The following is a 26,492-nucleotide window of genomic DNA, read 5'->3' as shown; positions in this document are numbered from 1 at the left end:
GTGCTTCAGCTTTAAACTCACCTTGGAGCCCTAACGGTAGCTATTGAGTTATCCGCAATACCGTACCTCCTCATCTCCTCCGCATTGCACCAAACCTCACCTCTAGGAACCTTATCATTAACAACAGCATTCATCACATACCTCCTCTCCCTTGACCCACCACCCACAAGCACTAATTCAACCCTATCCACGATACCAAGCTCCGACGCAACCTGTGGATTAAGCATTGCCTTACCCTCCTCAACATCATTACTCCTCCTAACCCTAAGCCTCCTCTCCCTAGTAGTCTTCTTCTCCTCCTTAACGTAAACATCAGGCCTTAGGAAGGACGGTATCAGTAGCTTAGGCTTCTCCTCAGGCTTCTTCTCACCCTCCCCTTGACTCATATGTGTTAAACCCCCTAATCCTAAATTTAAATGCTTTATTTAACCCACTAGGGTTACACTGATGCTTGATGCTATTAACGTTAAGGTTAAGTATAAGGTAAGGGGAAGCATAGTTGAGGCATTAAGAGGTGTGTCATTAAGACTCGATAAACCACTTCTAGTCACCATTATGGGCCCCAGTGGCAGTGGTAAGACGACGCTGCTTAAGGCTATTGCAGGTAGAGTCCCCTATGAAGGGTCAATTAGGGTAATGGGCCTTGAGGTTAAGGATAATAGGAGGGAGGCTAGTAGGCTAGTATTCTATCTACCGGTGGGTGAGGTACTTATCGGTGACTTAACGGTTAATGAATCCATTGAATTAGCCTCAATGAGTAACCATGGTTACAATGTAGGTGATTTACTTGAGTGGCTTGGTTTAAGTGGTTTAGGCAATAGGAGGATAATTGAATTAAGCACTGGCGAAAGGAGGAGGGTTGAGTTGGCTATTGCATTGATTAAGGGGCAGGTGATAATCCTAATTGATGAACCCACTGTGGGTTTAGACGAGGATAATGCACGTAGAGTTGGTGAATTACTTAAGGCCGCGTCAAGGCAAGGTAGGTTAATAATAGCTGCAACCCATGACCCAATACTCCTAGAGTACTCTGACTTAGTTTACGGAATGAGGAATGGATTACTGCATAAATACTAGTGAAAATTAACTTAATGCTAAGTGAAATACTAGGCAACTCGACTACAATGGCAGGCATGAATTACTCTAATAGGCAATATATTGAATGTATTTTTTAGTTAACTCGACAGTAAAGGTTTATAAGGGGTGCCCAGAGGAGTATCGTGCCACAGGGTTCAGTGAAGGAAACCCTAAGTAAAATAGACCCGCTGGACATATGGAGGATACTGAAGTCAGCGGGGGTAAAGTATGTAAAACCAATACTAATGGATATACATGGTAGACCCAGGGCTGAGTTAATGCCCATAGATGCTGCAAAGGATATACTCACCGATGGAATGCCCTTCGATGGCTCATCAATACCAGCCTACGCCACCGTCAATAAGAGTGACTTCGTTGCACTGCCTGACTTCAGGTCAATATTTATTGAGAGCTGGAATAGTGCGAAGATAGTTGATGTATTCCTCAGTGTTCTTGATGATTCAGGTAAACCCAATGTACTTGACCCACGCAATGTACTTATGCAGACCCTTGCCGAATTAGCCGCTGAGGGCATGTATGTTAAAATGGGTGTTGAGGTTGAGTTCTTTATTGTTAAGGAGAATGGTGGTAAACCTGAGTTGGCTGATGACGGCTTGTACTTCGAGGGTAGGAATAGTGCCGTGTTACTTAACCCAATATCTAAGATACTTGAGAACCTTGAAGCCTTAGGTATTGGTTGGAGTAAGGTTCACCATGAGGTTGCTCCGTCGCAATATGAGATAAATATTCCGGTTAATGACCCATTGAAGATAGCTGACATGATGACTATATATAAGTTAATGGCTAGGGATGTTGCTGGGGAATTTAACCTAATCTCAACCTTCATGCCTAAGCCCTTCTGGGGGATTAACGGTAGCGGTGCACACACTCACATAAGCATATGGAAGGATGGGGTTAATCTCTTTGAATCAAAGACTGAGGAAGCCACTGAGCAGTGCCGCTATGCCATTGGGGGCATATTGAAGTTCGCTAGGGCAATAAGCGTACTAGTTGCCCCAACCGTTAACTCATATAAGAGGCTTGTACCTCATCATGAGGCGCCAACCAGGATAGTTTGGGGTTACGCGAATAGGTCAGCTATGATTAGGATACCGTATTACAATAAGAGGGTTAATAGAATTGAGTACAGGCACCCTGACCCAAGCATGAACCCGTACTTAGCCTTCACAGCAATGATTAAGGCTGCGGTTTACGGAATTAAGAATAAGGTTGAGCCACCAGCCCCAATAACTGACATAGCCTATGACTTAAAGGGGGTACCGGAAACACCGGTTAACCTTGGTGAAGCTGTTGAGGAGTTCGCCAAGAGTGAGGCCTTCAATTTCTTACCCAGTGAAACCGCTAAGGCTTACGTTGAGGTTAAGAACCAGGAGTGGAGTGAATACTCAGCCGTCTATAATTGGAAGGAGACCTGGAACGTAATAACCCCATGGGAGTATGAGAGGTACTTAAAGGCTGCGTAAAATCGTAACCTAGGTTTTAATTTAAATCATTAAAAATTTATGTTTAGTAAAGTTATTTAAGCCAAGGGTACCTAAGTTTAACCGTAATGCTGAGGAAAATATGCCCGGTCTGCGGTAGGGAGACTGATGTACTCATTGAGGGTGTTTGCCCAGACTGCTATAGGTTAACCCACAGGATAATTGACGTGCCTAATGAGGTTAATGTCCTCATGTGCTACAGTTGCGGCGCATACTTCATTAATGGTAGATGGAGTAGGGGTATTAGGAGTCTTGAGAAGCTAGTATCATCGAAAATAAGGGTTAAGGGCATTGTTAGCGATATGAGTATTAGGGTTTTCAGAGATGAGGCTAAGATTAAGGTTAAGGGTAAGGCAAGTGAATTAATGCCCAATAGTTATGAGGAGGAGTACACTGTTAAGTTAATGTTTAAGAGGGATTTATGCCCATCCTGTAGGGCTGAATTAATGGAGAAGGAGGAGGCTATTATTCAACTAAGGCTTATTGGTGGTGATTTAAGTGAATTCAAGGCTAAGGTAATGGATATAGTCAGAATGACGTTAGCTAAGGGTGAGGATAGGGGTAGGGTGATTAAGATTGAGGACGTTAACGGTGGTTTCGACATAAAGATCACTAACCAGAGGTTAGCGAGATCCATAGCATTAAACGTACATAGGGAGTTACCGAGCTTCATGCAGGAGACCAGTAAGGTAGTGGGCTATAGGGGTGATAAGAGGATTGAGAAGAGATCTATCTCAATTCACCTAATCGGGTTAAGTAAGGGGGAGGTGATTAATATTAATGGTGCTGACTACTTAATTAAGTCTCTTCATAAGGATCACGTGGATTTAGTGAAGTTAAGTGATGGCTCATTAGTGGGTATTAAGTACAGTAAGTTAACTCAAGCTAAATTAAGTCAAGTTAAGGATTACTCAATATCATGCAGTGACGGTAAAGTAATAATTAGTATTAACGGGCTACAATATACCTTAAATAACGTTAACTTGATATGTCCTCAATAACCGAGCCACACACTCCATGTTACTGAACCTTAATAGGGTATTATTCGGGGCCGTTATTAATACTCCGCATTCAATGAGTGATGAAGGGTCAATAACCCTACCTAGGCAATTACCCAATTCCCTAACACCAACTAGGTATTGTCCATTAACCTGCACTGAAACCCTACTTAAACACTCCAAGGGGTCTGTGAAGTCATTATTAACGTATGCTATTGCCCCATTAACCTTAACCACAACTCCAAGGTCCTGAAGTAAACCAAGCATGGATCTTAATGCAACCCTATTAACCCACGCTGCAGGTGATTCTAATGCAATCCTCCTATTTAATTCCGTTAAAACATCATCCTCCTTAGCCTTACCTAAATCCCTTAAAACATCAATAAGCAACCTATACTGTGGGAGTTCACTTAGTAAGTACTCGTGAAAAGCCATGACCCCATGTTCCTTAATACCATTAACCAATTCCTCCCCACGGCTTGTTAATGAAACAGCTTCACCATGAACAGTCACTAATCCAAGCTTCTCAAAGAACCTAGTTATGTCACCCTTCCCCTTACCGAAGTCTAGGCCTGCTTCCCTTAGGTCATTAATGTTAACAATCCCATTATCCTTAATGTATGTTAAATAGTTAATGAGCCTACTTAGGCTTATGCGGGGGAATGGTATACTCCTCTGGACAGTTAACCTCATGCATGAATCACCTCCTCATCTTTTAAAGCAAAACTGAATACTTAAATAATAATACGTTAAAATAACTGCACCATTCTTTAAAACAACACGGCTTAGCCCTCTAGCATATTAGTAAGGTTAATTAATGCTCATTAAGGCCGGTAATCCATGTTAAACAACGTCATTAAGGAATTATGCAACAGTGGAGCCACAGTCATAGTGTTTGGGTCAGTGAATAGGCCAAGGGACTTCTCAAGATACCTCAGTGACATTAATATCCTAGCACTAGGGGGCTCAAGGGTTAGTGGGATTAATGGCTTCATTTCATTAATCCAAACTGATGCAGATGCATTAAGTAATAGGTGCTACTACGGTGACCCATTATGCATATGGTTAATTAAGGATTCTAAGGTGATTTGCGGCTCATCGCCGGAGCTTAAGTTTAATGTAACAACATGGACCATTGATACAATTAAGCAATTAATACTCAATAATATGGCATTGCTCTACGAGAACCTACTCCTCGGTAATTTAACATGGGCCCTCAACAACGCCTACCACGCCGTTAAACTAACTGCAATATACAAGACTATTGATGAACCAACCCTGGATGACTTAGAATTAGTTAGGAGAATTAATGGTGAATTATCTACCCTACTCCTTAGGCTTCATGAACTCAGGTTAAATGACTTGGTTATTAGCGTTGAGGACACGGATAAGGTTGCTGGGGAGATTGGAACCATTATAGGTGTTAGACTACCGAGTGTAAGTGATGTGAGGGAGAAGACTTTAGGAAACCCCTACGCCTCAATACAGTGTGATAATTACGGCTGCTTAGTGTTCAAGAGTGATGAGGAGCCGTGGGATTACTACTATGTGTGAATCCTCCCTTTAGGGTTTATTCTCCATGTGTTACATGAATGTGATCCCCATTAATCGTAACCACTGGAGTAGGCTAATCCATAGAAACCATTAATAAGCAATGAAGCATTACAGTATGTTCAGTTTGATTGAGTGATTGAGTAACCTTTAAAAGACTAGGCTTAAGTCGAATAATACATGGATAAGGTTCAATTCATTGTACTGCTATTATTGACTCTTTCATCGTTTATGGTTGCTTTAGATAGCACCATAGTGATTCTTGCGCTTCCAGTAATGCTCACTGCCCTTCATACCGACTTATCCACATTAATATGGGTGATTTTAATATACATATTATCTGTAACAATATTCTCAACACAGTTAGGTAAGTTAGGTGACATAAAGGGTAGGGCAATGATGTTTAACCTAGGCATAATCCTATTCGGTATCGGTAGTGCATTATGTGGCTTATCAACTAATGCAGTGGAGTTAATTGGGTTTAGGGCTGTTCAAGCCTTTGGTGGTTCACTAATGTCCAGTAACACAATGGCCATAGCCAGTGACTACTTCCCAACCAGCAGTAGGGGTTTTGTATTCGGCACAACCAGCATGGGCTGGAACCTAGGGGCTGTGGCAGGCATATTGGCTGGTGGTGTTATAACAACATTCATAGGTTGGAGATGGATATTCTATATTAATGTACCAGTAGCCATCATAGGCTTCATAATGGGTTTAATATACCTTAAGGATAGGGGGATTAGAACACGGCAGGGCTTTGATATCCCTGGTTCAATCACATTAGGGTTATCCCTTGGCCTCTACTCAATGGCTGGGATAACGTATTCAGGGATTGGTTATACTGAGGAGGTTGGTTTAATGTTAGCGACTGCTACAGTACTGCTTGTATTATTCCTGTACATTGAAATGAGGGCTAAGTACCCTTTAATTGGGTTAAGCTTGTTTAAAATAAGGATGTTCACTTTATCCAGCTTATCATACTTCTTCCAATACATGGCTAATAACGCAATACTCTTCCTAATAATAATGTACCTGCAGGGGGTTAGGGGTCTTAATCCCTTTGAGGCATCACTATGGTTAATACCAGGTTACTTAATAGGTTCATTATCAGCAACCCTTAGCGGTAGATTAGCCGACAGGTTTGATGCAAGGATTATAGCCTCAACCGGCTTAACCCTCCAGGCAGTAGCCTACATACTCTACGATACCTTACTAACACTGAATACTCCACTTTACTTAATAGTGGTTATAACCACAGTAAGTGGTACGGGTGCAGCTATGTTCTTTGCAGCAAACGGTAAAATGGTTATGCATGAGGTTCCAAGTAACCTATACGGGGTTGCCTCGGGAACTAATAGAACCATAGGCAACATAGGCATACTCCTAAGCTTCATAGTGGCTATAGTAGTGTCATCAGCTGCAGTACCAAGGAGTATAGCCTTCCAAATATTCGTTGGGGCATCAGCACTAACCCCAAGTCTCATGGAGCCATTCATTAATAGTCTCCACATGGCCTTTAAGGTATCCTTGGCGTTAATAATCATAGCCATAGCAACTTCATGGAGTAGAACAAGGGTACCAATGACTCAGCGGAGGGAGATAATTAATAAATAATCATTTAAACGCTTAATGAAATTAACCCCTAACTATTATGGTCACGGTAATGTTTTTACACTAAACGCTGCATAATTATATTCAATGATGCTTAAGATTTCGCCTAAAGATGCTTCAAGCGATGAACAGTGCCTCATACTTAAGTTACTTTGCGAATGCTTTAGTGATGCCTGCGGTCTCGTTAATTATGCATGTAATGGGGGATTAATGGAATTACTCAGCAATTACCCTTACTATAAGCCTACCTGGGTATTCGCGGTGAAGGATGGTAATGAACTAGTCTCCACGCTTTATGTTATTGATCGTTTAATTAGGTTTAATGGTGAAGCAATTAGGATTGGCGGAGTCGCCGGGGTATGTACTAGTATGAGGCATAGAGGTAAGGGTTATGCCAGTAATTTACTTAAGTATGCTGTTAGTGAATTGAAGGGAGCGTATGATGCCTTAGCCTTATTCACGACTTACGGTGGCTTAGCCTACTCCATCTACAGGAAGATTGGTTTTAAGGATGTTTACATAAGGGATTACGCCATAATACCGGCCATTGACATGAGGCAGGTTAGCAGTAGCGAGTTAAGTGTTAGTAATGTTAATGAATCAGACGCAGACTCTCTCCTAAGGATTTATAATGCTGAGACTAATGATCTTGACGGAGTGTTGATTAGGGATAGTAATTACATTAGGGACCATGTTATTAAGGCTACTTGGTTAAGGTTAACAAGAGGCGTCAACGCTACTGCACTTAAATTAATTAACGGCGCCACCACCCTGGCCTACGCCTTAATCACGGGTATTAATGATGATGTAGTAACGGTGGAGGAGATTGCCTCAATTAACTGTGAATCAACATTAACCCTACTCAACTATATTGTTAAAGCCAATAGAGCCAAGGGTTTAAGGATCTATGCATCACCTAAAGTCCTCAAATGTATTAATGCCCAGGTCTTTAAAATACCGAATACATACATGGTAATGAGCCTAGGAGGCTTTAATTATGAAGAAATTAAGGAACCATACATATATAGGCTTGATCAATGGTGACTCCCAGTAATGTTTAGGTTAAGCATAAAACAGGGTTGCTTAAGGATTAAACTATGAGTACTGATATAGATGAGAGATTACGTAGGAGGGTTCAATCAATTCACGGTAAGGTAATGGAAGCCTTCATGAGCGGCTCCTGTGAGGGTGTGGCCTTTGACTCAATAGTAAACTGCGTGAAGGGGCAGTTGAGTAACGTGGGGTTAAGTGTTACTGATGTTAAGTTACTTAACCTTGATGGTGTTGAAACCAATAACCCAGATGAGGTTAAGTACGTAAGGGCTGTGGCTAATGATGGGCAGGTAGACCACATATTCACCTTCGCTGTGATTAAAAGAAGAGACACCTACAATGTACTTTACCTCCAGTCTGCGGTCAGCATAAAGTAGGATCCTTTAAATTCTTCTAGGATAATGAACACATGTAGTAAAGGGTAATACATTGAACTCGATGAATTATAAAAGTGGATGATGTTGATATGAGAATATTTATTAATGGGCACTGAAAGAGAAGGCTTAATGCAGTCTAAAACACCACGGGGAGCATACATATTATCATTAGCTGGTAGTGTAATAATCCTAGTCAGTGCTATTATTGAATTCGTGTTCTCAGCAGTGTTTACCTTCATACCATTTATCGGTTTATTAGGCATACCCATGGTCATATTGTCAATTATAGGAATAATAATTGCCGTAGTAGCCTTAGTTCTATCCACTAGGCTGGGGGGATTAACGAATGAGGGCATGGTTCATACAGTAGGCGCAGTACTCCTAATTATATCAATAATAAGCTTCTTCACAAACCTAATGGGTGGATTCGTGTTAGGATTCCTGCTACTGCTTATAGGTTCAATAATGGCCTTAACCTGGAAGCCGTAGTGAATGGTATTTCCATAAAGTCAATAATCCCATCACATGGACTTTTAGTCGTGGTGAATTAATTTTAAGATCATAATAATTCATTACAATACTTAATACATAAAAACGGTGAACCACCAGGGTTACATATGGTATCTGTAAAGGTTAAGGTCAGGAGTAGTGAGAGATATGATGGGGTCTTAAATGCCACCCATAGAGCCTTCCTAAGATCAATTGGCCTAACTGATGAAGATATCGCCAAACCCTTAATGGCTGTGGCAGTGGCCTGGAGTGAGGCTGGTCCATGCAACATACATACCCTTCAATTGGCGTCATACGTCAAGGAGGGTATTAAGACTGGTGGTGGTGCCCCATTAACTGTACCTACAATAGTTGTTAATGATAATATTGGTATGGGTACTGAGGGCATGAGGTATAGTTTAGTTAGTAGGGATGTTATAGCCGATACAATTGAGGCCCAGGTTAATGCCCACGCCTTCGATGGTTTCGTTGGTATTGGAGGATGCGATAAGACTACGCCGGGATTGTTAATGGCAATGGCTAGGTTAAACATACCCTCAATATACCTTTACGGTGGATCCGCTGAACCCGGCTTCTATGGTGGTAGGAAGTTAACCATCGAGGATGTTCATGAGGCCGTGGGAGCCTTCATAGTTGGTAAGATTACTGAGGATGAATTATATAATATTGAGTTAAACGCCCACCCAACCTATGGTACATGCGCAGGCATGTTTACAGCTAATACTATGGCAGCGTTAACGGAGGCCTTGGGTATGGCCTTACCTGGGAGCGCAACTCCCCCTGCAACATCTGCTAGGAGAGTTATCTACGCCCGTGAAACCGGCTTAGCGCTAATGAAGGTTGCCGAGCTGGGTATTAAGCCAAGGGATATAATGACTTATGAGGCCTTTGAAAACGCCATAACAGTCCTAATGGCGGTGGGTGGGTCAACTAATGCTATACTTCACTTACTGGCAATAGCATATGAGGCTGGGGTGAAATTAACCCTAGATGACTTCGATAGAATATCAAGGAAGGTACCCTACATAGCAGCCCTTAGACCTGGTGGTGACTACGTGCCAGCTGAGTTGGATCAGGTTGGTGGAATACCATTAGTAATGAGTAAGTTGCTGAAGGCCGGCTTACTTAATGGTAAGGTAATCACAGTAACCGGCAAGACCCTTGAGGAGAACCTTAAGGACTACAAGATACCTAACGTTGAGCATAGTCACATTGTTAAGGACCCATCAGCACCCATTAAACCATGGGGTGGTATAAGGATACTTAAAGGTTCACTGGCACCAGAGGGCGCTGTTGTTAAGGTTGCTGCAACCAATATAATGAGGTTTGAGGGTAAGGCTAAGCCATTTAATAGTGAGGTTGATGCATTCCAAGCAATAAGGAGGGGTGAAATTAAGCCGGGGGATGTTGTTATAATAAGGTATGAGGGGCCTAAGGGTGGACCCGGTATGCCTGAAATGCTGAGGGTTACTTCAGCAATAGTGGGTGCTGGGTTAGGGCAGGACGTTGCCCTAGTCACTGATGGAAGATTCAGTGGAGCAACCAGGGGATTAATGATTGGACACGTTGCCCCGGAGGCGGCTGTGGGTGGCCCAATAGCGGTTGTTGAGGAGGGTGATGTGGTTGTAATAGATGTTGAGAATGGTAGACTTGACTTGAAGCTCCCTGAGGAGGAGATTAAGAGAAGGCTAAGTAGGTGGCAGCCCCCACCACCAAGGTATAGGAGTGGATTACTGGCTAAGTACGCCTCACTGGTGTCCTCAGCATCAATGGGTGCGGTTACGTTACCGAGGATTTAGTAGGTTAATTGAATAGTTAAAAGGAGGTTAAGGATTCCTTATACCATGAGTGGTAGGTTAAGTGGTAAAGTAGCCATAGTAACGGGGGGAGCTAGGGGTATTGGGGCTGCTGTGGCTTATAAATTAGGGTTAGAGGGTGCTAAGGTAGTTATTGCTGATGTTCATGAGGAGGCAGGTAAATGGAGGGAAGGGTGGCTTAGGAGCAATGGTGTAGATGCCTTTTTCATTAAGACTGACGTATCTATTGAGAGTGACGTTAAAAACATGGTTAATGAAACCGTTAAGAGGTTCGGCGGTGTTGATATTTTAATTAATAATGCCGGAATAGGCTTCAGTGGTAAGTCAATATTCGAGCAGACTCTGGATGAGTGGAATAGGGTAATATCAATTAACCTAACCGGCGTATGGTTATGTTCAAAATACGCTGGACAAGAGATGGCTAAACGCGGCGGTGGAGTTATAGTTAATATTGCATCCACGAGGGCTTTTCAATCAGAACCCAACACTGAACCGTATTCAGCATCAAAGGGCGGCATAGTTGCGTTAACCCACTCCCTCGCCATTAGTCTCTCGAAGTATAAGATTAGGGTAGTATCAGTAGCGCCGGGTTGGATAGACACCTCGGAGTGGCAGTACCCGCCTAGGAAGCCGTCATTAAACCCCCTTGACCATGCCCAGCACCCAGCGGGCAGGGTTGGTAACCCAATGGATGTAGCTAACCTCATAGCCTTCCTAGTATCAGATGAAGCATCATGGATAACAGGCGTTAACTTCACTATTGATGGTGGAATGACCGTTAAGATGATTTACATGGATCCAGACGTATTAGGAAACTCAATAGGAACAATGGTTCAGGACCCTGAATTAGGCGACTTAATAATAAGGGTATTAATGAGCGGTGGAGCTAAGTTAACGGAATTAAAGAGAATGATTAAGACAATGCTTAATTCATAAAATTATGATTAAACCTTACGCGGAAAGTATATTAAGTGAATTAATGTTGCTTAATTATGGCTGGATTCAAAGGCTACGTGGTTAGTAAAACATTGATAATGGATCCCTTCGGTGGGAAGATGTTTAAGATTGATATTGTTGAGGAGAGGGAGAACCCTGGATTAGTTGCTGCCAGTTCAGGTGAATCATCAGGATTAAGTAGGGATATGTTGGAAATGATGCAGAATGTCTTTAGATCAATACCAATGTTGGGTCAAATGATTGGTGGAAAAGTACCGATACCCAGGGTGACGTTGATGTTAACTGAGGAGGAGATGGATGAGTTAGGTGGGAAGATGGATGTTGGCGAGTACGTTTACGTTAAGATACAGGGAGGGAAAATAACCATTGAGAAGGAGCAGTAATGCGCTTAATGGTAAAGTTTTTAAACTAAGACTATGTAGGTTAAATGATGGCTCAAGCCCAGCAAGCGGCTACGCAGCAGAGGATACCATTAGGGAAGTGGGCGTTTAAGAAGTGGCTAACAGTCTATGCACCAGCTTTCCTAGGGGGTCAGGCTATAGTTGAAATTCCAGTTGATGAACCCTCCAAGGCGGTGGGTAGGAATGTTGAGACAACCCTATATGATTTAACTAAGGATTTATCACACATTAACGTTAAGTTGAGGTTCAGGGTTAATGGTGTTGATGATGGTAGGGCTTTAACCCAGTTTAATGGAATGGAGTTAACGAGGGATTACGTTAGGAATCTTGTTAGGAGGGGTTCAAGTAAGGTAATGGTTATTAAGGATGTAACCACTAAGGATGGTGGGAAATTAAGGATGGAGGTTTTAGCCATAACCACGTATAGATGCACTAGGACTCATAAGCATTTGATAAGGAAGTCAATAATGGATAGGTTAGATAAGGTGGGTCAGGAATCCGACTTCGATTCATTAGTTAGGGATTCAATAATGGGTAAGATACAGGTTGATTTATTTAATGTAGCCAAGAAGATATACCCGCTTAGGAAGGTTGAAATCATTAAGATTAAGGTTCTTGAATACCCAAGGAAGCCGGAGGCAAAGCCTGAAATGGAGGCTGTTAAAGTAACCCAGGAGGTTGCTCAACAGCAGTAGGTTTCATAAAAGTTAAGCTTACCATTCAACTCAATCAACATTAATTCAGTGGCGCGTGTTTAATCAAATGGAATTAATTAACCTAAGCCGCAGTAAAGTTTTAATAATAATCCTTACAGAGAGTGAATGATGGCTAGTACTTCAGCTGGGCAGCAGAGGTATGTTAGGGCTAAGCCGTATCCAGAGTGGAAGGTTAAGGTTCTTAAGGAGCTTGAGGAATTAATCAAGAAGCATAGTGTAATAATGATATTTGACTTAAGGGAGTTACCTGCATCAATGCTTCACCAGTATAGGAGGGTTTTAAGGGGGCATGGTGTTGTTAAGGTTTTTAGAAACAAATTATTCCTAATAGCCTTAAGGAGGATTTACGGTGATTCAGTTAACGCCGAAATTGAGAAGTACTTGAGCGGTGAGAATGGCTTCATATTCACTAATGAGAATCCATTTGACCTCTACAGGATTATTGTAGATAACTCAGTTAGAAGATACGCTAAACCAGGTGATGTACTCCAGTCTGATATAATTGTTCCAGCCGGTAACACAGGTATTAATCCAGGCCCTGTGTTAAGTAGGTTCAGTAAGCTTAAGATACCGACGCAGATTAGGGATGGTAAAATATGGGTTGCCAGGGATACTCAGGTTGCTAAGCCTGGTGATACAGTTACCCCTGAGTTAGCTGATTTACTTAGGTTAATTAACGTCAAGCCTGTTTACGAGTCACTTAAGGTTAAGGCAGTACTACTGAATGCTAAGTACATAATTAAGGGTGAGGAGTTAGCTATAGATGTTAAGGCTTATGAGGACATGTTTAAGCAGGCCGCATCATGGGCATTCAACCTTGCCGTCAACTCTGCATTACTAATACCAGAGACAATAAGCGTGCTAATAGGTAGGGCGGTGGTTGAGGCACGTAACCTAGCCATAAACGCCAATATACCCACTGCCGAATCAATAGGCTTCATATTAGCTAAGGCTCAGTCCCAGGCTAATGCTCTTGCCGCAGTCCTAGCCAATAAGGCACCTGAATTAAGTAAGTGAATCATGAGAGAATTAGCTTAATCCTGCATTTAACAGAATTAATAATATCATTATCATGTTTAGCCAGCGTTATTAATCTGGCTAAGTCAATGGCGTAAACCCTATCATAATCTGGTAAATTACATATACTACTCATTAAGTAACCTAAGGCTTCATTAATCTTGCCTTCATTAACCATGCTTAGTATCACTGTTAAAACCCCCTTAAGCTTACTATCTGCATTTGGTTTAAAGTAAAGTAAGTAATTATTCAGTAGTGGTTCGTTTAAGGCATCGACTTCACCCCTTAATACTTTGCTTATGGCATTATTTACCATGCTACTGCACTGCTTATTCTTAATATTGGTTAAAATTATTTTCAATGCTTCATTAGCATCAACACCATTACATATTAATTTAAGTAAACCCTCCAATGCATTAATTAACTCACCGATGCATTCCATTTTGCCCCTCCAGGTTTTAATTTATTTTAATTTATTAGTATTAACCTTAACCCAGAGGTAATTACTTTACCTCAGTCACTATTATTCCTGAGGCTATGGATTCATCCACGATGATTCTCTTACCATTAACCTCAATGGTTACATTACCCTTCCTCCTTCTTACAACTGCTAGCCTATCATTAATGCTTAACTTATGTTGAATTAGGAAATTCAATACATTTTTCGATTCAGCTACACTGGTTATAATTACGTTGCCTGGATATGACTTGGATAATCTCATTCCCTCTGGCTTACCGATTATTGGGTTTCCATGGGGGCACGTCATGGGTCTACCAAGCATATTGTATATGCGGTCAATTACAACATCATTAACGTGCTCTAATTCATGAGCATGCACGTGAACTTCAAGTATGTTGAAGCCCAGTATACCTAAGAATACTTCAAGTATCCTGTGCTTAGCAAGCATTTTGCTGGCTATTTCATCACCATTACTGGTTAATGAGTATATGCCTCTGCTTAATTTAACAACATAATGCTCATTCTCCAAATGCTCTATTACCTTATGAGCTGTGGCAGGGGTTACGCCGAGTTCATTAGCTACTAATGTTAATGATGCTTCACCATAGAAGTCATTAAACACCTTAATGGCCATTAAGTAATCCTCCTTAGCTATCTTAGTGCTCCTAATCCCCCTAATATTACTTCACCACTGTAGTTTAATTTTATACCCTATAAAAATAATGCCCTAAAGTTTTAATTAAAGTGGAAAAGCTAAATCCCCATCCTTAATTCATGGTGGGTGCTTGCCTAAACACTGTGAAACGTTTAATTACCCCACTACGTCTTTAGGGTGTGGTGCATACGTTAACTGCCTTAGGCATACTTCAAGTGTTTCAAGTAACACCAGTGAGTAGCCAGAGTACTCAACAATACATACTATATAATATTATCCTCCTAGTACTTTGGTTCGGGGTCTTCCCATGGTTTTATGAAACGTTCCAACTATGGAGATACCAGTCACAGGTCAGTGGTTTCCTAAATAGGTTAAGGGTCTCAATGAATAACAATATCACGCAGGTACTAGACTTCATAACAAGTAAGGTTAATGAGGATAAGAAGTTAATAGAGAGTAGGATAAGGGATTTAATGGAAATGGTCATAATAGAGCCGACCAGTATGGAGCCTGAGGGTTTAGTTAGGAAGTATAAGGCACTTATAAACTCCTATAATGATAGGCTTGAGAAGGATGTTTCAAGGCTTATGCCTTCCATAAGCAATAGTAGGCCTATTATTCAGAATTTCACCAATGTTGTTGATGTATTAAGGGAGTTGAATTTCATATACAAGGTCATTGATCATTACTATAGGTTAGCTATGAAGTATAAGAGCTACTACTTGCTCATTCAATTAGCTGCAATATTACCATTACTAAAGGAGGAGATTGATGCATTAAACGGCTCAGTGCCAGCTTTCCTAAAGGGGCAACCGATAGGTGATTCAGCAGGGCCATTAACAGTCTTCAGATTCAAAAACCTGTGCAGCAACCTGGAACCAATAGGTGATTCGATTAAGGATACTTACATAGCCTCATGCAACTTTAAGGGTAGGAAAATATACTTAGTTAAGGCTGAGGGGCCAGGTGGAACAGTGGGTCACTTAGATGATGCAATAAGGTACATTTACGAGAGCATTAATGCTAGGCCAAGGTTAATGATAACAATTGATGCCGCCTTAAAACTGGAGGGTGAGGAGAGTGGTTCAATAGCCGAGGGGCTTGGTGTAGCAATGGGTGGTATCGGTGTTGAGAAGTTTAACATAGAGTCAATTGCAACTAAGTACGATACCCCTATTTACGCTATTTTAATAAAGATGAGCATGCCTGAAGCCCTTAATGCCATGACTAAGCCTATTGATGAGGCTGTTAACAAGGTTGTTGAAAGGTTGGGTAAGGTAATTGACTCATACTCCGATCCCAATGATGAAGTCATAATAGTGGGTGTTGGTAATACTATTGGTGTAGCTCAGTGATCATTAATGCTGGTTAACATTGATTTATACACAGTGGTAATCCCGGTAATAATAGCCATTGCGGTGGCGGTAACGTTATTTTACGTAGTATCAAAGGACTTGAGGAACATTATGTCGACGACGGTTACCCAAAGAATAAGTGAATACGCAACCCTTAGATGCCCAACATGTGGTTATGTTAAGGTTAGGGAATTTAGGCCCGGTGACTATGTCGGTAAGGTTGAGGAGGATAAGTGCCCTAATGATGGATCAAACCTAGTAATAGTGGGTATTAGTAAGGAAGCCTCAATTAATCAGTAAACATAAGCCACTAAAATACCTCCAACCCTATTTTCCCTAGCCTCAAGGTGAGATACCACGCCCTTAGAGGTTGTTAGTATCAATATGCCTACCTGCCTAGCCGGTAGGTACTTCTCCTCCCACTTCTGTAGTTCATCAACCTTAACATGGAACCTGGGCTTAATGGCGCCGATATCATTTATCCTACCCAGTAGTTGAACAACATACTTCCCACCTCTCCCATCGTACACGTACTCAAACTCACCAACATAACCATACCTCTGCATGACCCTTAATACATTCCCTATTAGCTTCGAAGATGGCCAAATAATAACCTGCCTATCACCCCTGGACTCCGCGTTCTTTACGCTCATTAAGGCGTTGGATAAGACATCAAGCATGACCATAAGTCCTCAGCCCCAGTCCCCTCTATATAAGCGTTTCCGTACTATACATTAACCCAGTACCCCCTAGTTAAACTAGCACTCAAGCCTATTCAATGATTTAACCAGTTCATTGAAGCTACCGTATGATGCAATCACTTCATCACCACACATTACGTCTATCCTCTCCACAGGATACGTATCAAGCACCACCTGTGGTGGCTTCTGAAAGGCCCTACTCCAAGGTATCTTTAAACCATCCACATTAATCGCCTTAATTTCACCATCAATCATGATGAAGTTCCTAATCCCCCTAAACCTCACCAGTACCTTAATCCCCCTAGTCCTTGATGCGTCTATTACCTGTTCAAGGTCCCTTAAGCTCACCAACCTGCCTCACCCTCAACCATTCCGCATCCCTTTGAGTAGGCTCTATTGTAAACGCCCTATAGTAGGTTAACGTCCCCTCTGAACTTAATAGAGCTAATATGAGCTTCATCCTATTCCTTTCAGCGTAATCAGTTAATTCAAGTAATTCCGTTGTTTTAATTCCCCTACCCTCATCAAGTATCTTAATCATGTATTGGGGATTTGATGAGAGGGCATTCTTCTTCTTATCCCAAACAAGCATATCTATTTTACCATCCCTAACCGGCTTAACGTACAATCCCCTATTCCTCAAATCCAGGTAAACCATGAATCTCTCTAAATCACCTGAATGAAGTACATCACTTATTGAGACTTGCCTCCCATCAACGTAAACCTTAAAGTCGCCAATATATATTAAGTAAGCTAATTCTATTGGATCTATTTTATCCGGGTCAAGAGGCCTCTTATCATTGAGAAGTAACCTAGATAATTCATCTTCAATGATGTAGAAATCCCCCACACTCTTAACCCTAAGAATCTTAGCACTCCTCATGGTAAGCAGAGTAAGCTATCTATTAAACTGGTTAAAAACATTTTCAATGATTATAAGTGAAGCTCAATGCATTATGAAGTCCCCAGCTACTTTAAGCTGTTGATTCAAGTTAGGGTCTTCTAGAATTATTAATACTTAATACCACCGGTGCAGTGAGTAGCCGGTGAATGTAGCAGTAACCTATGATACCTTAAGTAGATGGGGTGGACAAGAATTAGTAACATACGCCATGGTTAAGGCTCTTAGTGAAAGTGGGTTCACAGTGGATGTTATCCTACTCTTCAATGGGGGGATAGACAGCAGGATCAATGATATACCAGCCCGAAGGATAGTAAGTGCTTTTGATCATGATCCTAATCTACCCATACGTGGGTTAAGTAGAAACATTATAACAGGAATAATGAGTTTAGGCTATGATTTAACAATAAACACTGTTTACCATGTTATGATTTGGCCATTCGATATAGGTTACTTAAATAACCCAGGAACATACATGCCACCTTATAGGCTTAGGAGGAGAATTCTCCTAGAATTTAATAGAGTAGTATTACCTATCCTAGGGCCTAGGCTACTTCTGGCTAATTCAAAGTGGACTCTTAATCAATTACCCTATAGACCAAGGTTAAGCGGTGTGCTTTATCCCCCAGTAATGCCGCATCAATGCGGTTCAGTGAGTAAAGAGGAAATGGTGGTTACTGTGGGTAGAATAGCCCCTGATAAGAGGATTATAGATGCTGTTAAGATAATGGAGGCAGTCTACGCTAATTACCCTAAGGCCTCATTCTACGTAATTGGACTACCCTACAACCAGGAGTACTTTAGGCTTGTTAAGGAGCAGGCTAAGCATGTTGAATTCATACTTGATGCCAGTGAGGAAACCAAGTGGGATTACTTATGTAGAGCCAAGGTACTACTCCACACTGCTATCAATGAGCATTTCGGTCTTGTTGCAGCTGAGGCCCAGTACGCTGGGGTAGTGCCTGTTGTGCATAAGTCGGGTGGCTTATGGAGTGACATAGTTGGATATGGTGAATTTGGGTTAGGGTACTTAAGCAATAATGAGGCTGTTGAATCAATAATCAGGCTGCTGAGTAATGGGGAGTTATTTAACGCCTACAGTATGAGGGTTAAGGAACATTCAATACTATTCACCTATGAGGCCTTTAAAAGTAGGCTAATAAGCTATGTTAAGTCATTAATTAAACCTTAACCTTAATGAATTACTAATTAATGCTAACAGGAAAGCTGCAAAGCACTTAATGCTAATAATTCTCACTACGTAGAATAAGGAGTAGACAGGCTTTCAGTGGGGTATTATTAGTTATGAGTGGGGATTTACTGCTTAAGCATTGTGTATTAGGGATCCGTTCAGTTAAATTTTTAAAGAGTAAATTAATGGCTTCTATTGATGAGCATAATAAAGAACCCTACTGAGAGTGCATTGAAGAAGCCCCACTTAAACCTAGCTATAATAGGGCATGTGGATCATGGTAAGTCAACATTAACGGGTAGGCTACTGCTTGAAACAGGTTATGTTGATGAGAAGGCATTCGCTGAACTTGAGGCTGAGGCTAAGAAATTAGGTAAGGAGGACTTCAAATACGCCTGGATAATGGATAGGCTTAAGGAGGAGAGGGAGAGAGGTGTCACAATTGAGGCCATGCACGTTGGCTTCGAAACACCTAAATACTTCTTCACAATAATAGACCTACCTGGTCATAGGGACTTCGTAAAGAACATGATAGTTGGTGCAAGCCAGGCTGATGCCGCATTATTAGTTGTTTCAGCAAGGCCAGGTGAGTTTGAGTCTGGTGTTGGTCCACAGGGACAGACAAGGGAGCACTTATTCCTAGCATGGACACTTGGTATAAGGAACCTAATAGTTGCCGTTAATAAGATGGATGTTGTTAACTATGATCAAAAGAGGTATGAGCAGATAAAGGGTGAGTTAAGTAAGATACTTAAGATACTTAGGTATGATGTTAATAAAGTACCCTTCATACCTGTAAGCGCAGTGAGAGGTGATAATATTAAGGTTAAGAGCAGTAACATGCCTTGGTATAATGGTCCAGTCCTACTGGAGGCTCTTGATGCAATTGAACCACCACCAAGGCCAATTGATAAGCCACTTAGGCTACCTATCCAGGACGTATTCTCAATAACAGGTGCTGGTACGGTAATAACCGGTAGAGTTGAGTCAGGTGTGGTTAAGGTTGGTGACACCATAGTAGCGTTACCACCAGCTAAGGTTGGTGACGTGAGGAGTATTGAAACACACCATATGAAGCTTGAGGAGGCTAAGGCAGGTGATAACGTGGGTATTAACGTCAGGGGCTTTGAGAGACAAGACTTAAAGAGAGGTGATGTAGTTGGTCATCTAAACAACCCACCAACAGTTGCCGAGGAGATAGTGGCGAGAATAGCAGTCCTAGAGCACCCAACCACAATAGGCGTTGGGTACACTCCAGTAATGCATGTTCACACAGCCACTGTACCAACCCAAATAATAGAATTAATATCAAGGCTAGACCCAGCCACTGGGCAAACTGTTGAGCAGAAGCCTCAATTCATAAAGAGGGGTGATGTAGCAATGGTTAGGCTTAAGCCACTTAAGCCAGTGGTTGTTGAAAGGTTCTCAGACCTACCTGCCTTAGGCAGGTTCTCGCTTAGAGACATGGGTAGAACCGTGGCGGCTGGGCAAATAATAGAGATTAAACCAGCTAAAGTTGAGATAAAGAGGTAATGAGCAGTTTTTCGTCACTTGAGCATTTAAAAATCAAATTAACGTAAATTATACCTTCCAGTAAGCTTCATTATGCATAGTATTACTTCCTACCATTATTAATGCGGGTAATTAATAAAAACACCGATACCCAACACCAGTGGTGATTAGTGAGTAGGGGTGCTTCTGAGTTGTGTGATGAATTGAACCCGGCATGACGAAGATAAGGCAAGTCCTGCATCTTACAGGGAATTAGGGTAAGGGGCTTTGGTCTATATATGGGTGTCAGTATCCCTGCATAGTCCACATCCCCTAGTCCCTAGGATGGGAGGAGGTTGGTCTGATTCGTGGATGGGGGAGTATTTTAATGGTTAAGTAATGCGGGGTCATTGAGTTAGTTTCACTACTCTCTCATACTTAACCTCCCAATTAACCTTAGCCATTTTAGAAATCTCATCCAATCTCTTCATCACATCGCCACTTAACTTAACATTAATACTCCCTACATCGTCTTCAAGTTGAGTTACGCTTGTGGCACCTATTATTGGAATTACAGTAACCCCCATTTCCTCCGACTTCCTTAAAATCCAAGCCAACGCTAATTGAGCATCAGTAACCCCTAATTCCATCGCCAATTCATGGAACTCCCTCATAGCCTTCAATGTCTCTGGGGTTAAATACCTCCACCGTATCTCATCAACGTAACCTGCCCTAGACATTTCAGGTATACCATTAAGGTACTTTCCAGTTAATACACCTTGGGCTAAGGGAATGTAGGCCATTATGCCTAAGCCATATTTACTAGCTAATGGAATCTTATCCTTCTCAATATCCCTCTCAATGAGGTTATACGGCTCCTGCATTGCTATGAATGGTAGGTGAATTTGCCTTGAGTAATTAACAATATACTCTATATCCTCAGGGTGGAAGTAGCTTTCACCAACATAATTAACAAGACCTTGACTAACCAAGTCCTTTAAGGTATCTAAGGTTTCCTCGATTGGTGTAGATGGATCAGGCCTATGCATTAAGTATATGTCCACGTAACTAGTATCCAATCTCCTTAACGACTCCTTAATCTGCCACCTAATGTGCTTCCTAGATAAACCCTCACCATTAGGCCAAGGAGCCATCCTTCCCCTAACTTTTGTTGCTATGACTAGTGATTCTCTATCATAACCTTTTATTGCCTTGCCTAGTATCCTCTCAGCATTACCGGCGTGGATGTAATCCGGCCCTTGCATTGTTCCATGGTATACGTTGGCTGTATCAATGAAGTTAATACCCAGGTCAATAGCCCTCCTAATTATCCTAACAGACTCCTCCTCATCAACCTTATAAACACCATACTCATCCCTAACCCTAGAAGGAGGAAGATGCCACAAACCAAGACATAACTGCGAAACCTGTAGTCCACTATTACCGAACCTAACATACCTCATGATTTTAATCTCCTCTATCCAAACCTTATTAACTTATTGTTCTCGAAACGCATAATAATTGGCTTAACGAAGCTTATGCTATGGATAGGAGAATAATAGTGGGTGTGGTGGTTGCAGTATTGGTGGCGTCAATCTGCTCATTGGCCCAGGGAAACTATGAGAATTACGTTAAGATAATTGGGGTTAACTACACTAGCCCAGTGGAGGTGGGGCAGCCTACTAATATAACAGTTCTAGTTGAGTATGCCCCTCCATGCCTTATAACAAGCCCAAACTCATGTATGTCAACAATAATGGTGGTGTTGAGTAATGGATCATTAATACTTGGGAGTTTACCAGTAGATACTGCACCAGGTATACTTAAGTTCGTTTTCACAGTATCTTTAATGCAGGTTGGTGTTAATAGGTTAAACATAAGCCTCTATTACCTGCTTAATGGAACCTGGGTTCTCGTTGATGAGAAAGCCGTAAACATAACTGTTGAACCTCAATTAACCACCAGGATATATACTGTTACTGCATCAAATACCACATCAGTTACCCCAATATTCGTTAATAAGACTATTACAGTAACTGAAACATCAACCATAACTAAGACCATTACCACAGTCACTACACTGGTTAGTACAGTGAGTAGCACCATCTACTCGACATCTTACAGTACCTTATTGACCACCATTACGTCAACTACCACCATTAATGAGGCTAATACAGTGAGTTATAGCCAAATGGAGTTAATCAACGTATCATTAATCCTATCAATAATCTCACTAATCCTAACAGCAGTAGCATTACTTGTACTAACCAGGTATTTAGTAGTTAGAAAATAATTTACTTTCCACTCCAATGGATAAAGCCCTTGACTAATGATGCAGTAATGTCATCAAGTTCATTAAAACGGGGGTTAGCATTACGGTTACTAGGTAGGGGTTAAATTAAGGTTAAAGTGAACTATTAGTTAAAGGTTAAAAACACGGGTTAGTTAGGTCTTTAGTATGTTCAGTCCACAGATGGCTGGGTATGATCGGGCTATAACAATATTTAGCCCGGAGGGTGAATTATACCAGGTTAGGTACGCTGGTGAAGCTGTTAAGAGGGGCTGGGCTACAGTTGGCTTAAAGTGCTCTGATGGTGTTGTGCTTGCCGCTGAAAAAAGGAAGCTTGGCCCATTAATAGACCTTAATTCAATAGAGAAGGTATACATGATCGATACCCATATTGGTGCAGCCTCAGCTGGATTACTATCAGATGCCAGAATTCTAATAGATTACGCTAGGGAGCAGGCCCAGGTATATAGGTTACTTTACGATGAGCAGGCTGACGTTGAGTATATAACTAAGAGGATTAGCGACCTTGAGCAAGCCTATACTCAACATGGTGGTGTCAGGCCCTTCGGTATAGCGTTAATAATAGGGGGTGTTGATAAGAATGGTCCTAGGCTTTACCAAACCGACCCAAGTGGAATATACTTCGGCTACTATGCAACAGCATTAGGGAGTGGTTCAACACTTATCCTTGAGTACCTTGAGAAGAACTACAAGTATGAAATGGATATTAACTCCTGCATTAAGTTAACCATTAAGTCATTAAGCCTAGTGGCTGAGAGCCTTGATGCAGATAGGTTTGAGATCGGTGTAATAGATGCTAAGACTAAGTCATTCAGGAAGCTAACCATTGATGAGTTAAGTAAATTAATCGAGGAGGCTAAGAACGAGGGGCTTCCGCAGAGGCCAAGCGCGTAATCTTATTAAAGTGATTCGTAATTAAGGCTAAGTAACAATGATTAATAGGAGTAATTTTAAGGAGTTGGTGGATAAGGTGTTGGATAAGTTAAGTGAGTTGGAGACATTGGTTAAGGTTAATTCAAATAGGGTGGTTATACTTGGTGACCTGCATGGTGACTTGGATTCATTAGAGAAGGTGATTAATGATTACCCACCCAGTGATTGGCTATACATTGGTTTAGGGGATTACGTGGATAGGGGTGAGTATCAGGTTGAAACACTTGAGAGGGTTCTTAGGTTATTTCTGCAGGGAAGCATGATACCGTTAAGGGGTAATCATGAGTCATACATTATGAATGAAACCTACGGCTTCATGGATGAGGCATTACCATTACTTGGACAAAGCCTACTGCACACCATAATGCACGAGTTATTCCCGGCATTACCCTACGCAGCCTTACTTAACAACAGGATACTGCTACTGCACGGTGGTTTAGCTAAGGGCTTGGAGACTATTAATGATATACTTAAGTTAAGTAAGCATGATGATGAGCCAAGTAACCCGGTGGCATTCCAAATCCTTTGGAATGACCCAAGTGATGAGGTTAAGGGATTCGTGGACAGCCCTAGAGGGCTTGGAACCTACTTATTTGGTCCAGACGTTACAATGAATTTCACTAGGAGAAATAACATAGACCTCATAGTGAGGGGGCATAGTTACATAACTGAGGGTTATTGGAGGTTCCACAATGGTAAGGTTATTTCATTATTCACATCATCCTCAGGCCCCTATAGTTTAAGTAAACCTAAGGTAATGGTCCTTTCAGGGAATGAGCTTAAGATAATTGATGTTAAGAGCCGGAAAACAGTTGACACTATTACTCTTAGTTAAGCTTAGGTTAATTAATGTAACTAGTGTAATTTAAGTGAAGCCTCATTATTAGAGGATGCTCTCCACCTCGTTAATCCACCTTGAAGCCTCCTTAGCGTAGTAGGTTATTATTATATTGGCCCCAGCCCTCTTTATGGCTATTAGAGACTCAATTACAGCCATCTTTTCATTAAGCCAACCGTTTAATGCAGCGGCCTTAATCATAGAATACTCACCACTCACCTGGTAAGCCGCTAAGGGTACCTCAGGGTAATGCTGCTTAACTAGCCTAATTACGTCTAGGTAAGGCATCGCGGGCTTAACCATAACTATATCAGCCCCCTCCTCAAGATCCATTGAAACCTCCTTTAAGGCTTCGTAAGCGTTTCTGGGATCCATCTGGTAACTACGCCTATCCCCAAACCTAGGTGCGCTATCAGCAGCCTCCCTGAATGGACCATAGAATGTGCTTGCGTATTTGGAGCTATAGCTCATTATTATTACGTCAGTGAACCCATTATTATCAAGCGCCTCCCTAATAGCCTTAACCTGCCCATCCATCATACCTGAGGGAGCCACTACGTTAGCTCCAGCTTCAGCGTAATTAACCGCAATCTTAGCGTAAATACTTATGGTTGCATCATTATTAACAACATACTTAGGCTGACTGGTGGTTTGAGTGACTTGAACCGGATCCCTATATTCAACAACACCGCAATGCCCATGTTCAGTGTAATCGCATAAGCATACATCAGTCATAAGTATTATTGAGTCTCCGAAATTCTCCTTAAGCAGTCTCAATGCCTTAGGCACAGGCCCATTCTTATCATAGGCTAATGAGCCTAAGGGATCCTTACTCTTAGTAACACCAAAAAGCAGGAACGCCCTAACCCCCGATTCCACAGCATCATTAATAGCCTTAATTAACTCATCACCAATAGGGTACCTGTACTGGCCGGGCATTGAGTTTATTTGCTCAATGGAACCCTCATCCTTAACGAAGATTGGTAAAACCAAGTTACTAGGCGACAGTGAGGTTTCAGAAACCATGTTCCTAATCACCCTACTACTCCTTAATCTTCTCGGCCTCGTGATTGGGAACCTATAATACATATTCATGAACCCCAGTCTGGGGATAAATATCTTTTCCACTTAAGAATCAACGTTAACCTCACCATTAATAGAGCATCCATGCCTAGGTTAAAAGATGGTTCATAATTAAATTCCCAGCAATAGTTACTGCGATTGCTTATTAAATTAAACTGAGGGCTTGAAGTACCTTTAGGGTGAGTCACGTGAGGTTAATGTCATGGAACGTAAACGGTATTAGGAGTATATCAAGGAAGGGTGCGTTAAGGGTGTTTAATGATTTTGACATTATTCTGCTTCAGGAAATTAGGTCAAGTGACTTACCCTTGGATTTACTGTCAATGGGTTTTAATGTCTACGGATTCCCAGCAGTGAGGAAGGGGTATAGTGGTGTATTAACGCTAAGTAGAGTTGAACCAATTAATGTGATTAGGGGGATTGGGGTGAAGGACTTTGATGATGAGGGCAGGGTAATATCAATTGAGTTACCTGACTTCTACGTAATCAACGCCTACTTCCCGAGGGCCGGTGATGACCTTAGTAGACTCTCATTTAAACTAGTCTTCAATAGGAGTATTGAGAAGTTTACCTTAGAACTAAGGATGAGGAAGCCGGTAATCATTTGCGGCGACTTCAATGCAGTGTACTCTAGGCGTGACTCAAGTTTTTGGGATGATAATCACCCAGGCTTAACACCATTGGAGAGGCAGTGGTTAAGTGAATTCATTGGAAAAGGCTTCACAGATACCTTCAGGTTAATTCACCCTAATGAGATTAAGTACTCGTGGAGGAGTTATAGGGATAGGGGCAAGGCAATGAGGATTGATTACTGCCTTGTTTCAAGTGAATTAACCAATAGGGTGGTTGACGCCGATATCCTTGATACCGAGGGTTCAGACCATTACCCAATTCTCCTGGTGATTAAGTAGCGTGAGCATTATTTCATTATGTAGTTTTAAACAATAACCTGGCCTAGAGTAAGACTTAAAACATTAGACTTAGA

At 41.6% G+C, this 26,492-nt stretch carries 30 protein-coding genes; 21 read left to right on the top strand and 9 right to left on the bottom strand.

Translation table 11 applies throughout. From position 1 onward, the window contains the following. Positions 1-17 precede the first annotated feature (17 nt). Positions 18-386: a hypothetical protein gene (locus CMAQ_RS09090; RefSeq protein WP_012186810.1), complete on the bottom strand. Its 369-nt coding sequence runs from the start codon at positions 384-386 to the stop codon at positions 18-20. A gap of 61 nt (positions 387-447) precedes the next feature. On the opposite strand from CMAQ_RS09090, the gene CMAQ_RS09085 reads away from it, so the two are divergent. The 3 genes from CMAQ_RS09085 (at position 448) to CMAQ_RS09075 (ending at position 3,580) form a co-directional block, all read left to right on the top strand. Further along, positions 448-1,077, top strand: a complete 630-nt coding sequence (locus CMAQ_RS09085; RefSeq protein WP_012186809.1) for an ABC transporter ATP-binding protein — start codon at positions 448-450, stop codon at positions 1,075-1,077. Positions 1,078-1,220: 143 nt separating this feature from the next. Continuing rightward, complete coding sequence (locus CMAQ_RS09080; RefSeq protein WP_012186808.1) at positions 1,221-2,561, top strand: glutamine synthetase family protein; 1,341 nt, start codon at positions 1,221-1,223, stop codon at positions 2,559-2,561. Positions 2,562-2,647: 86 nt separating this feature from the next. Then, a complete protein-coding gene (locus CMAQ_RS09075; RefSeq protein WP_012186807.1) occupies positions 2,648-3,580 on the top strand; it encodes a 60S ribosomal export protein NMD3 in 933 nt (310 codons plus the stop codon). On the opposite strand, the gene CMAQ_RS09070 is transcribed toward CMAQ_RS09075, so the two are convergent. After that, on the bottom strand, positions 3,548-4,270 hold the full coding sequence (locus tag CMAQ_RS09070) for a hypothetical protein (RefSeq protein ID WP_012186806.1): 723 nt from the start codon (positions 4,268-4,270) through the stop codon (positions 3,548-3,550). The two genes, CMAQ_RS09075 and CMAQ_RS09070, sit on opposite strands and share 33 nt — an antisense overlap. Before the next feature lie 147 nt (positions 4,271-4,417). Here CMAQ_RS09070 and CMAQ_RS09065 point away from each other — a divergent pair, with 147 nt between their 5' ends. The 10 genes from CMAQ_RS09065 (at position 4,418) to CMAQ_RS09020 (ending at position 13,587) form a co-directional block, all read left to right on the top strand. Next, a complete protein-coding gene (locus CMAQ_RS09065) occupies positions 4,418-5,131 on the top strand; it encodes a hypothetical protein (protein ID WP_012186805.1) in 714 nt (237 codons plus the stop codon). Between the two features lie 177 nt (positions 5,132-5,308). Then, complete coding sequence (locus tag CMAQ_RS09060; protein ID WP_012186804.1) at positions 5,309-6,742, top strand: MFS transporter; 1,434 nt, start codon at positions 5,309-5,311, stop codon at positions 6,740-6,742. An 84-nt stretch (positions 6,743-6,826) separates the two neighbouring features. Then, complete coding sequence (locus CMAQ_RS09055) at positions 6,827-7,783, top strand: GNAT family N-acetyltransferase (RefSeq protein WP_083755308.1); 957 nt, start codon at positions 6,827-6,829, stop codon at positions 7,781-7,783. 53 nt (positions 7,784-7,836) lie between these two features. Beyond that, positions 7,837-8,169 (top strand): hypothetical protein, encoded by a 333-nt coding sequence (locus tag CMAQ_RS09050; RefSeq protein ID WP_012186802.1) that lies wholly within the window; start codon positions 7,837-7,839, stop codon positions 8,167-8,169. A gap of 129 nt (positions 8,170-8,298) precedes the next feature. Beyond that, a complete protein-coding gene (locus CMAQ_RS09045; protein WP_048062791.1) occupies positions 8,299-8,658 on the top strand; it encodes a hypothetical protein in 360 nt (119 codons plus the stop codon). Between the two features lie 128 nt (positions 8,659-8,786). Continuing rightward, a complete protein-coding gene (ilvD, locus tag CMAQ_RS09040) occupies positions 8,787-10,478 on the top strand; it encodes a dihydroxy-acid dehydratase (protein WP_012186800.1) in 1,692 nt (563 codons plus the stop codon). Between the two features lie 45 nt (positions 10,479-10,523). Beyond that, positions 10,524-11,432 carry an SDR family oxidoreductase gene (locus CMAQ_RS09035; protein WP_012186799.1) on the top strand — a complete coding sequence of 303 codons (909 nt, stop codon included), beginning with the start codon at positions 10,524-10,526 and terminating at the stop codon, positions 11,430-11,432. Positions 11,433-11,488: 56 nt separating this feature from the next. After that, on the top strand, positions 11,489-11,836 hold the full coding sequence (locus CMAQ_RS09030; protein ID WP_012186798.1) for an arcadin 1: 348 nt from the start codon (positions 11,489-11,491) through the stop codon (positions 11,834-11,836). Positions 11,837-11,880: 44 nt separating this feature from the next. After that, positions 11,881-12,549 (top strand): 30S ribosomal protein S3ae, encoded by a 669-nt coding sequence (locus tag CMAQ_RS09025; protein WP_232203749.1) that lies wholly within the window; start codon positions 11,881-11,883, stop codon positions 12,547-12,549. Between the two features lie 126 nt (positions 12,550-12,675). Then, on the top strand, positions 12,676-13,587 hold the full coding sequence (locus CMAQ_RS09020) for a 50S ribosomal protein L10 (RefSeq protein ID WP_012186796.1): 912 nt from the start codon (positions 12,676-12,678) through the stop codon (positions 13,585-13,587). A gap of 1 nt (position 13,588) precedes the next feature. On the opposite strand, the gene CMAQ_RS09015 is transcribed toward CMAQ_RS09020, so the two are convergent. Together CMAQ_RS09015 and CMAQ_RS09010 are read right to left on the bottom strand one after the other, a co-directional pair. Next, complete coding sequence (locus CMAQ_RS09015) at positions 13,589-14,029, bottom strand: hypothetical protein (RefSeq protein ID WP_012186795.1); 441 nt, start codon at positions 14,027-14,029, stop codon at positions 13,589-13,591. A gap of 61 nt (positions 14,030-14,090) precedes the next feature. Beyond that, positions 14,091-14,681 (bottom strand): metal-dependent transcriptional regulator, encoded by a 591-nt coding sequence (locus CMAQ_RS09010; protein WP_012186794.1) that lies wholly within the window; start codon positions 14,679-14,681, stop codon positions 14,091-14,093. Positions 14,682-14,881: 200 nt separating this feature from the next. Between CMAQ_RS09010 and CMAQ_RS09005 the strand changes: the two genes are divergently transcribed. Both CMAQ_RS09005 and CMAQ_RS10785 read left to right on the top strand, forming a co-directional pair. Beyond that, positions 14,882-16,057: a DUF1512 domain-containing protein gene (locus tag CMAQ_RS09005; RefSeq protein WP_232203748.1), complete on the top strand. Its 1,176-nt coding sequence runs from the start codon at positions 14,882-14,884 to the stop codon at positions 16,055-16,057. A 6-nt stretch (positions 16,058-16,063) separates the two neighbouring features. Next, positions 16,064-16,357: a hypothetical protein gene (locus CMAQ_RS10785; RefSeq protein WP_012186792.1), complete on the top strand. Its 294-nt coding sequence runs from the start codon at positions 16,064-16,066 to the stop codon at positions 16,355-16,357. Here CMAQ_RS10785 and CMAQ_RS08995 read toward each other — a convergent pair. From CMAQ_RS08995 to CMAQ_RS08985, 3 genes are all read right to left on the bottom strand, one after another. Further along, a complete protein-coding gene (locus CMAQ_RS08995; protein ID WP_012186791.1) occupies positions 16,351-16,743 on the bottom strand; it encodes a 30S ribosomal protein S8 in 393 nt (130 codons plus the stop codon). The genes CMAQ_RS10785 and CMAQ_RS08995 overlap by 7 nt on opposite strands. A gap of 72 nt (positions 16,744-16,815) precedes the next feature. After that, the gene (locus tag CMAQ_RS08990; protein WP_012186790.1) at positions 16,816-17,106 is read right to left on the bottom strand and encodes a hypothetical protein; all 291 of its coding nucleotides are present in this window, start codon (positions 17,104-17,106) and stop codon (positions 16,816-16,818) included. After that, entirely contained in the window at positions 17,087-17,641 is a 555-nt protein-coding gene (locus CMAQ_RS08985) for a tRNA intron endonuclease catalytic-like protein (protein ID WP_012186789.1), read from the bottom strand. Before CMAQ_RS08985 ends, CMAQ_RS08990 begins: the two co-directional genes overlap by 20 nt. Before the next feature lie 163 nt (positions 17,642-17,804). Here CMAQ_RS08985 and CMAQ_RS08980 point away from each other — a divergent pair, with 163 nt between their 5' ends. Next, complete coding sequence (locus tag CMAQ_RS08980; RefSeq protein ID WP_012186788.1) at positions 17,805-18,851, top strand: glycosyltransferase family 4 protein; 1,047 nt, start codon at positions 17,805-17,807, stop codon at positions 18,849-18,851. A 195-nt stretch (positions 18,852-19,046) separates the two neighbouring features. Beyond that, positions 19,047-20,384, top strand: a complete 1,338-nt coding sequence (gene tuf / locus CMAQ_RS08975; protein WP_048062789.1) for a translation elongation factor EF-1 subunit alpha — start codon at positions 19,047-19,049, stop codon at positions 20,382-20,384. A 365-nt stretch (positions 20,385-20,749) separates the two neighbouring features. On the opposite strand, the gene CMAQ_RS08970 is transcribed toward tuf, so the two are convergent. After that, positions 20,750-21,805, bottom strand: a complete 1,056-nt coding sequence (locus CMAQ_RS08970; RefSeq protein ID WP_012186786.1) for an aldo/keto reductase — start codon at positions 21,803-21,805, stop codon at positions 20,750-20,752. 80 nt (positions 21,806-21,885) lie between these two features. Here CMAQ_RS08970 and CMAQ_RS08965 point away from each other — a divergent pair, with 80 nt between their 5' ends. The 3 genes from CMAQ_RS08965 (at position 21,886) to CMAQ_RS08955 (ending at position 24,421) form a co-directional block, all read left to right on the top strand. Then, entirely contained in the window at positions 21,886-22,635 is a 750-nt protein-coding gene (locus tag CMAQ_RS08965; protein WP_012186785.1) for a hypothetical protein, read from the top strand. 165 nt (positions 22,636-22,800) lie between these two features. Further along, positions 22,801-23,547, top strand: a complete 747-nt coding sequence (gene psmA, locus CMAQ_RS08960; protein ID WP_012186784.1) for an archaeal proteasome endopeptidase complex subunit alpha — start codon at positions 22,801-22,803, stop codon at positions 23,545-23,547. Positions 23,548-23,584: 37 nt separating this feature from the next. Continuing rightward, a complete protein-coding gene (locus CMAQ_RS08955) occupies positions 23,585-24,421 on the top strand; it encodes a metallophosphoesterase (protein ID WP_012186783.1) in 837 nt (278 codons plus the stop codon). A gap of 48 nt (positions 24,422-24,469) precedes the next feature. On the opposite strand, the gene hemB is transcribed toward CMAQ_RS08955, so the two are convergent. Next, complete coding sequence (gene hemB, locus CMAQ_RS08950; RefSeq protein WP_012186782.1) at positions 24,470-25,513, bottom strand: porphobilinogen synthase; 1,044 nt, start codon at positions 25,511-25,513, stop codon at positions 24,470-24,472. A gap of 182 nt (positions 25,514-25,695) precedes the next feature. On the opposite strand from hemB, the gene CMAQ_RS08945 reads away from it, so the two are divergent. Continuing rightward, on the top strand, positions 25,696-26,418 hold the full coding sequence (locus CMAQ_RS08945) for an exodeoxyribonuclease III (protein ID WP_048063065.1): 723 nt from the start codon (positions 25,696-25,698) through the stop codon (positions 26,416-26,418). Positions 26,419-26,492 lie beyond the last annotated feature (74 nt).

The organism is Caldivirga maquilingensis IC-167 (genome assembly GCF_000018305.1).
GTDB lineage: Archaea > Thermoproteota > Thermoprotei > Thermoproteales > Thermocladiaceae > Caldivirga > Caldivirga maquilingensis.
The sequence above is the reverse complement of the archived record's forward strand: the minus strand, read 5'-3'. Positions and strand labels throughout refer to the sequence as shown.

What these genes read in the sequence shown, in the direction of transcription:
- CMAQ_RS09020 (WP_012186796.1), top strand. Translation starts at nt 12,676, where the DNA reads ATGATGGCTAGTACTTCAGCTGGGCAGCAGAGGTATGTTAGGGCTAAG.
- CMAQ_RS09065 (WP_012186805.1), top strand. Translation starts at nt 4,418, where the DNA reads ATGTTAAACAACGTCATTAAGGAATTATGCAACAGTGGAGCCACAGTC.
- CMAQ_RS08995 (WP_012186791.1), bottom strand. Translation starts at nt 16,743, where the DNA reads ATGGTCATGCTTGATGTCTTATCCAACGCCTTAATGAGCGTAAAGAAC.
- CMAQ_RS09050 (WP_012186802.1), top strand. Translation starts at nt 7,837, where the DNA reads ATGAGTACTGATATAGATGAGAGATTACGTAGGAGGGTTCAATCAATT.
- CMAQ_RS08955 (WP_012186783.1), top strand. Translation starts at nt 23,585, where the DNA reads ATGATTAATAGGAGTAATTTTAAGGAGTTGGTGGATAAGGTGTTGGAT.
- CMAQ_RS09010 (WP_012186794.1), bottom strand. Translation starts at nt 14,681, where the DNA reads ATGGCCATTAAGGTGTTTAATGACTTCTATGGTGAAGCATCATTAACA.
- psmA (WP_012186784.1), top strand. Translation starts at nt 22,801, where the DNA reads ATGTTCAGTCCACAGATGGCTGGGTATGATCGGGCTATAACAATATTT.
- CMAQ_RS08965 (WP_012186785.1), top strand. Translation starts at nt 21,886, where the DNA reads ATGGATAGGAGAATAATAGTGGGTGTGGTGGTTGCAGTATTGGTGGCG.
- CMAQ_RS09085 (WP_012186809.1), top strand. Translation starts at nt 448, where the DNA reads ATGCTTGATGCTATTAACGTTAAGGTTAAGTATAAGGTAAGGGGAAGC.
- CMAQ_RS09035 (WP_012186799.1), top strand. Translation starts at nt 10,524, where the DNA reads ATGAGTGGTAGGTTAAGTGGTAAAGTAGCCATAGTAACGGGGGGAGCT.
- hemB (WP_012186782.1), bottom strand. Translation starts at nt 25,513, where the DNA reads ATGTATTATAGGTTCCCAATCACGAGGCCGAGAAGATTAAGGAGTAGT.
- CMAQ_RS09030 (WP_012186798.1), top strand. Translation starts at nt 11,489, where the DNA reads ATGGCTGGATTCAAAGGCTACGTGGTTAGTAAAACATTGATAATGGAT.
- CMAQ_RS09045 (WP_048062791.1), top strand. Translation starts at nt 8,299, where the DNA reads ATGCAGTCTAAAACACCACGGGGAGCATACATATTATCATTAGCTGGT.
- CMAQ_RS09055 (WP_083755308.1), top strand. Translation starts at nt 6,827, where the DNA reads ATGATGCTTAAGATTTCGCCTAAAGATGCTTCAAGCGATGAACAGTGC.
- CMAQ_RS09015 (WP_012186795.1), bottom strand. Translation starts at nt 14,029, where the DNA reads ATGGAATGCATCGGTGAGTTAATTAATGCATTGGAGGGTTTACTTAAA.
- CMAQ_RS09075 (WP_012186807.1), top strand. Translation starts at nt 2,648, where the DNA reads ATGCTGAGGAAAATATGCCCGGTCTGCGGTAGGGAGACTGATGTACTC.
- CMAQ_RS08970 (WP_012186786.1), bottom strand. Translation starts at nt 21,805, where the DNA reads ATGAGGTATGTTAGGTTCGGTAATAGTGGACTACAGGTTTCGCAGTTA.
- CMAQ_RS09060 (WP_012186804.1), top strand. Translation starts at nt 5,309, where the DNA reads ATGGATAAGGTTCAATTCATTGTACTGCTATTATTGACTCTTTCATCG.
- CMAQ_RS09070 (WP_012186806.1), bottom strand. Translation starts at nt 4,270, where the DNA reads ATGAGGTTAACTGTCCAGAGGAGTATACCATTCCCCCGCATAAGCCTA.
- CMAQ_RS09090 (WP_012186810.1), bottom strand. Translation starts at nt 386, where the DNA reads ATGAGTCAAGGGGAGGGTGAGAAGAAGCCTGAGGAGAAGCCTAAGCTA.
- CMAQ_RS08985 (WP_012186789.1), bottom strand. Translation starts at nt 17,641, where the DNA reads ATGAGGAGTGCTAAGATTCTTAGGGTTAAGAGTGTGGGGGATTTCTAC.
- CMAQ_RS10785 (WP_012186792.1), top strand. Translation starts at nt 16,064, where the DNA reads ATGCTGGTTAACATTGATTTATACACAGTGGTAATCCCGGTAATAATA.
- ilvD (WP_012186800.1), top strand. Translation starts at nt 8,787, where the DNA reads ATGGTATCTGTAAAGGTTAAGGTCAGGAGTAGTGAGAGATATGATGGG.
- CMAQ_RS09025 (WP_232203749.1), top strand. Translation starts at nt 11,881, where the DNA reads ATGATGGCTCAAGCCCAGCAAGCGGCTACGCAGCAGAGGATACCATTA.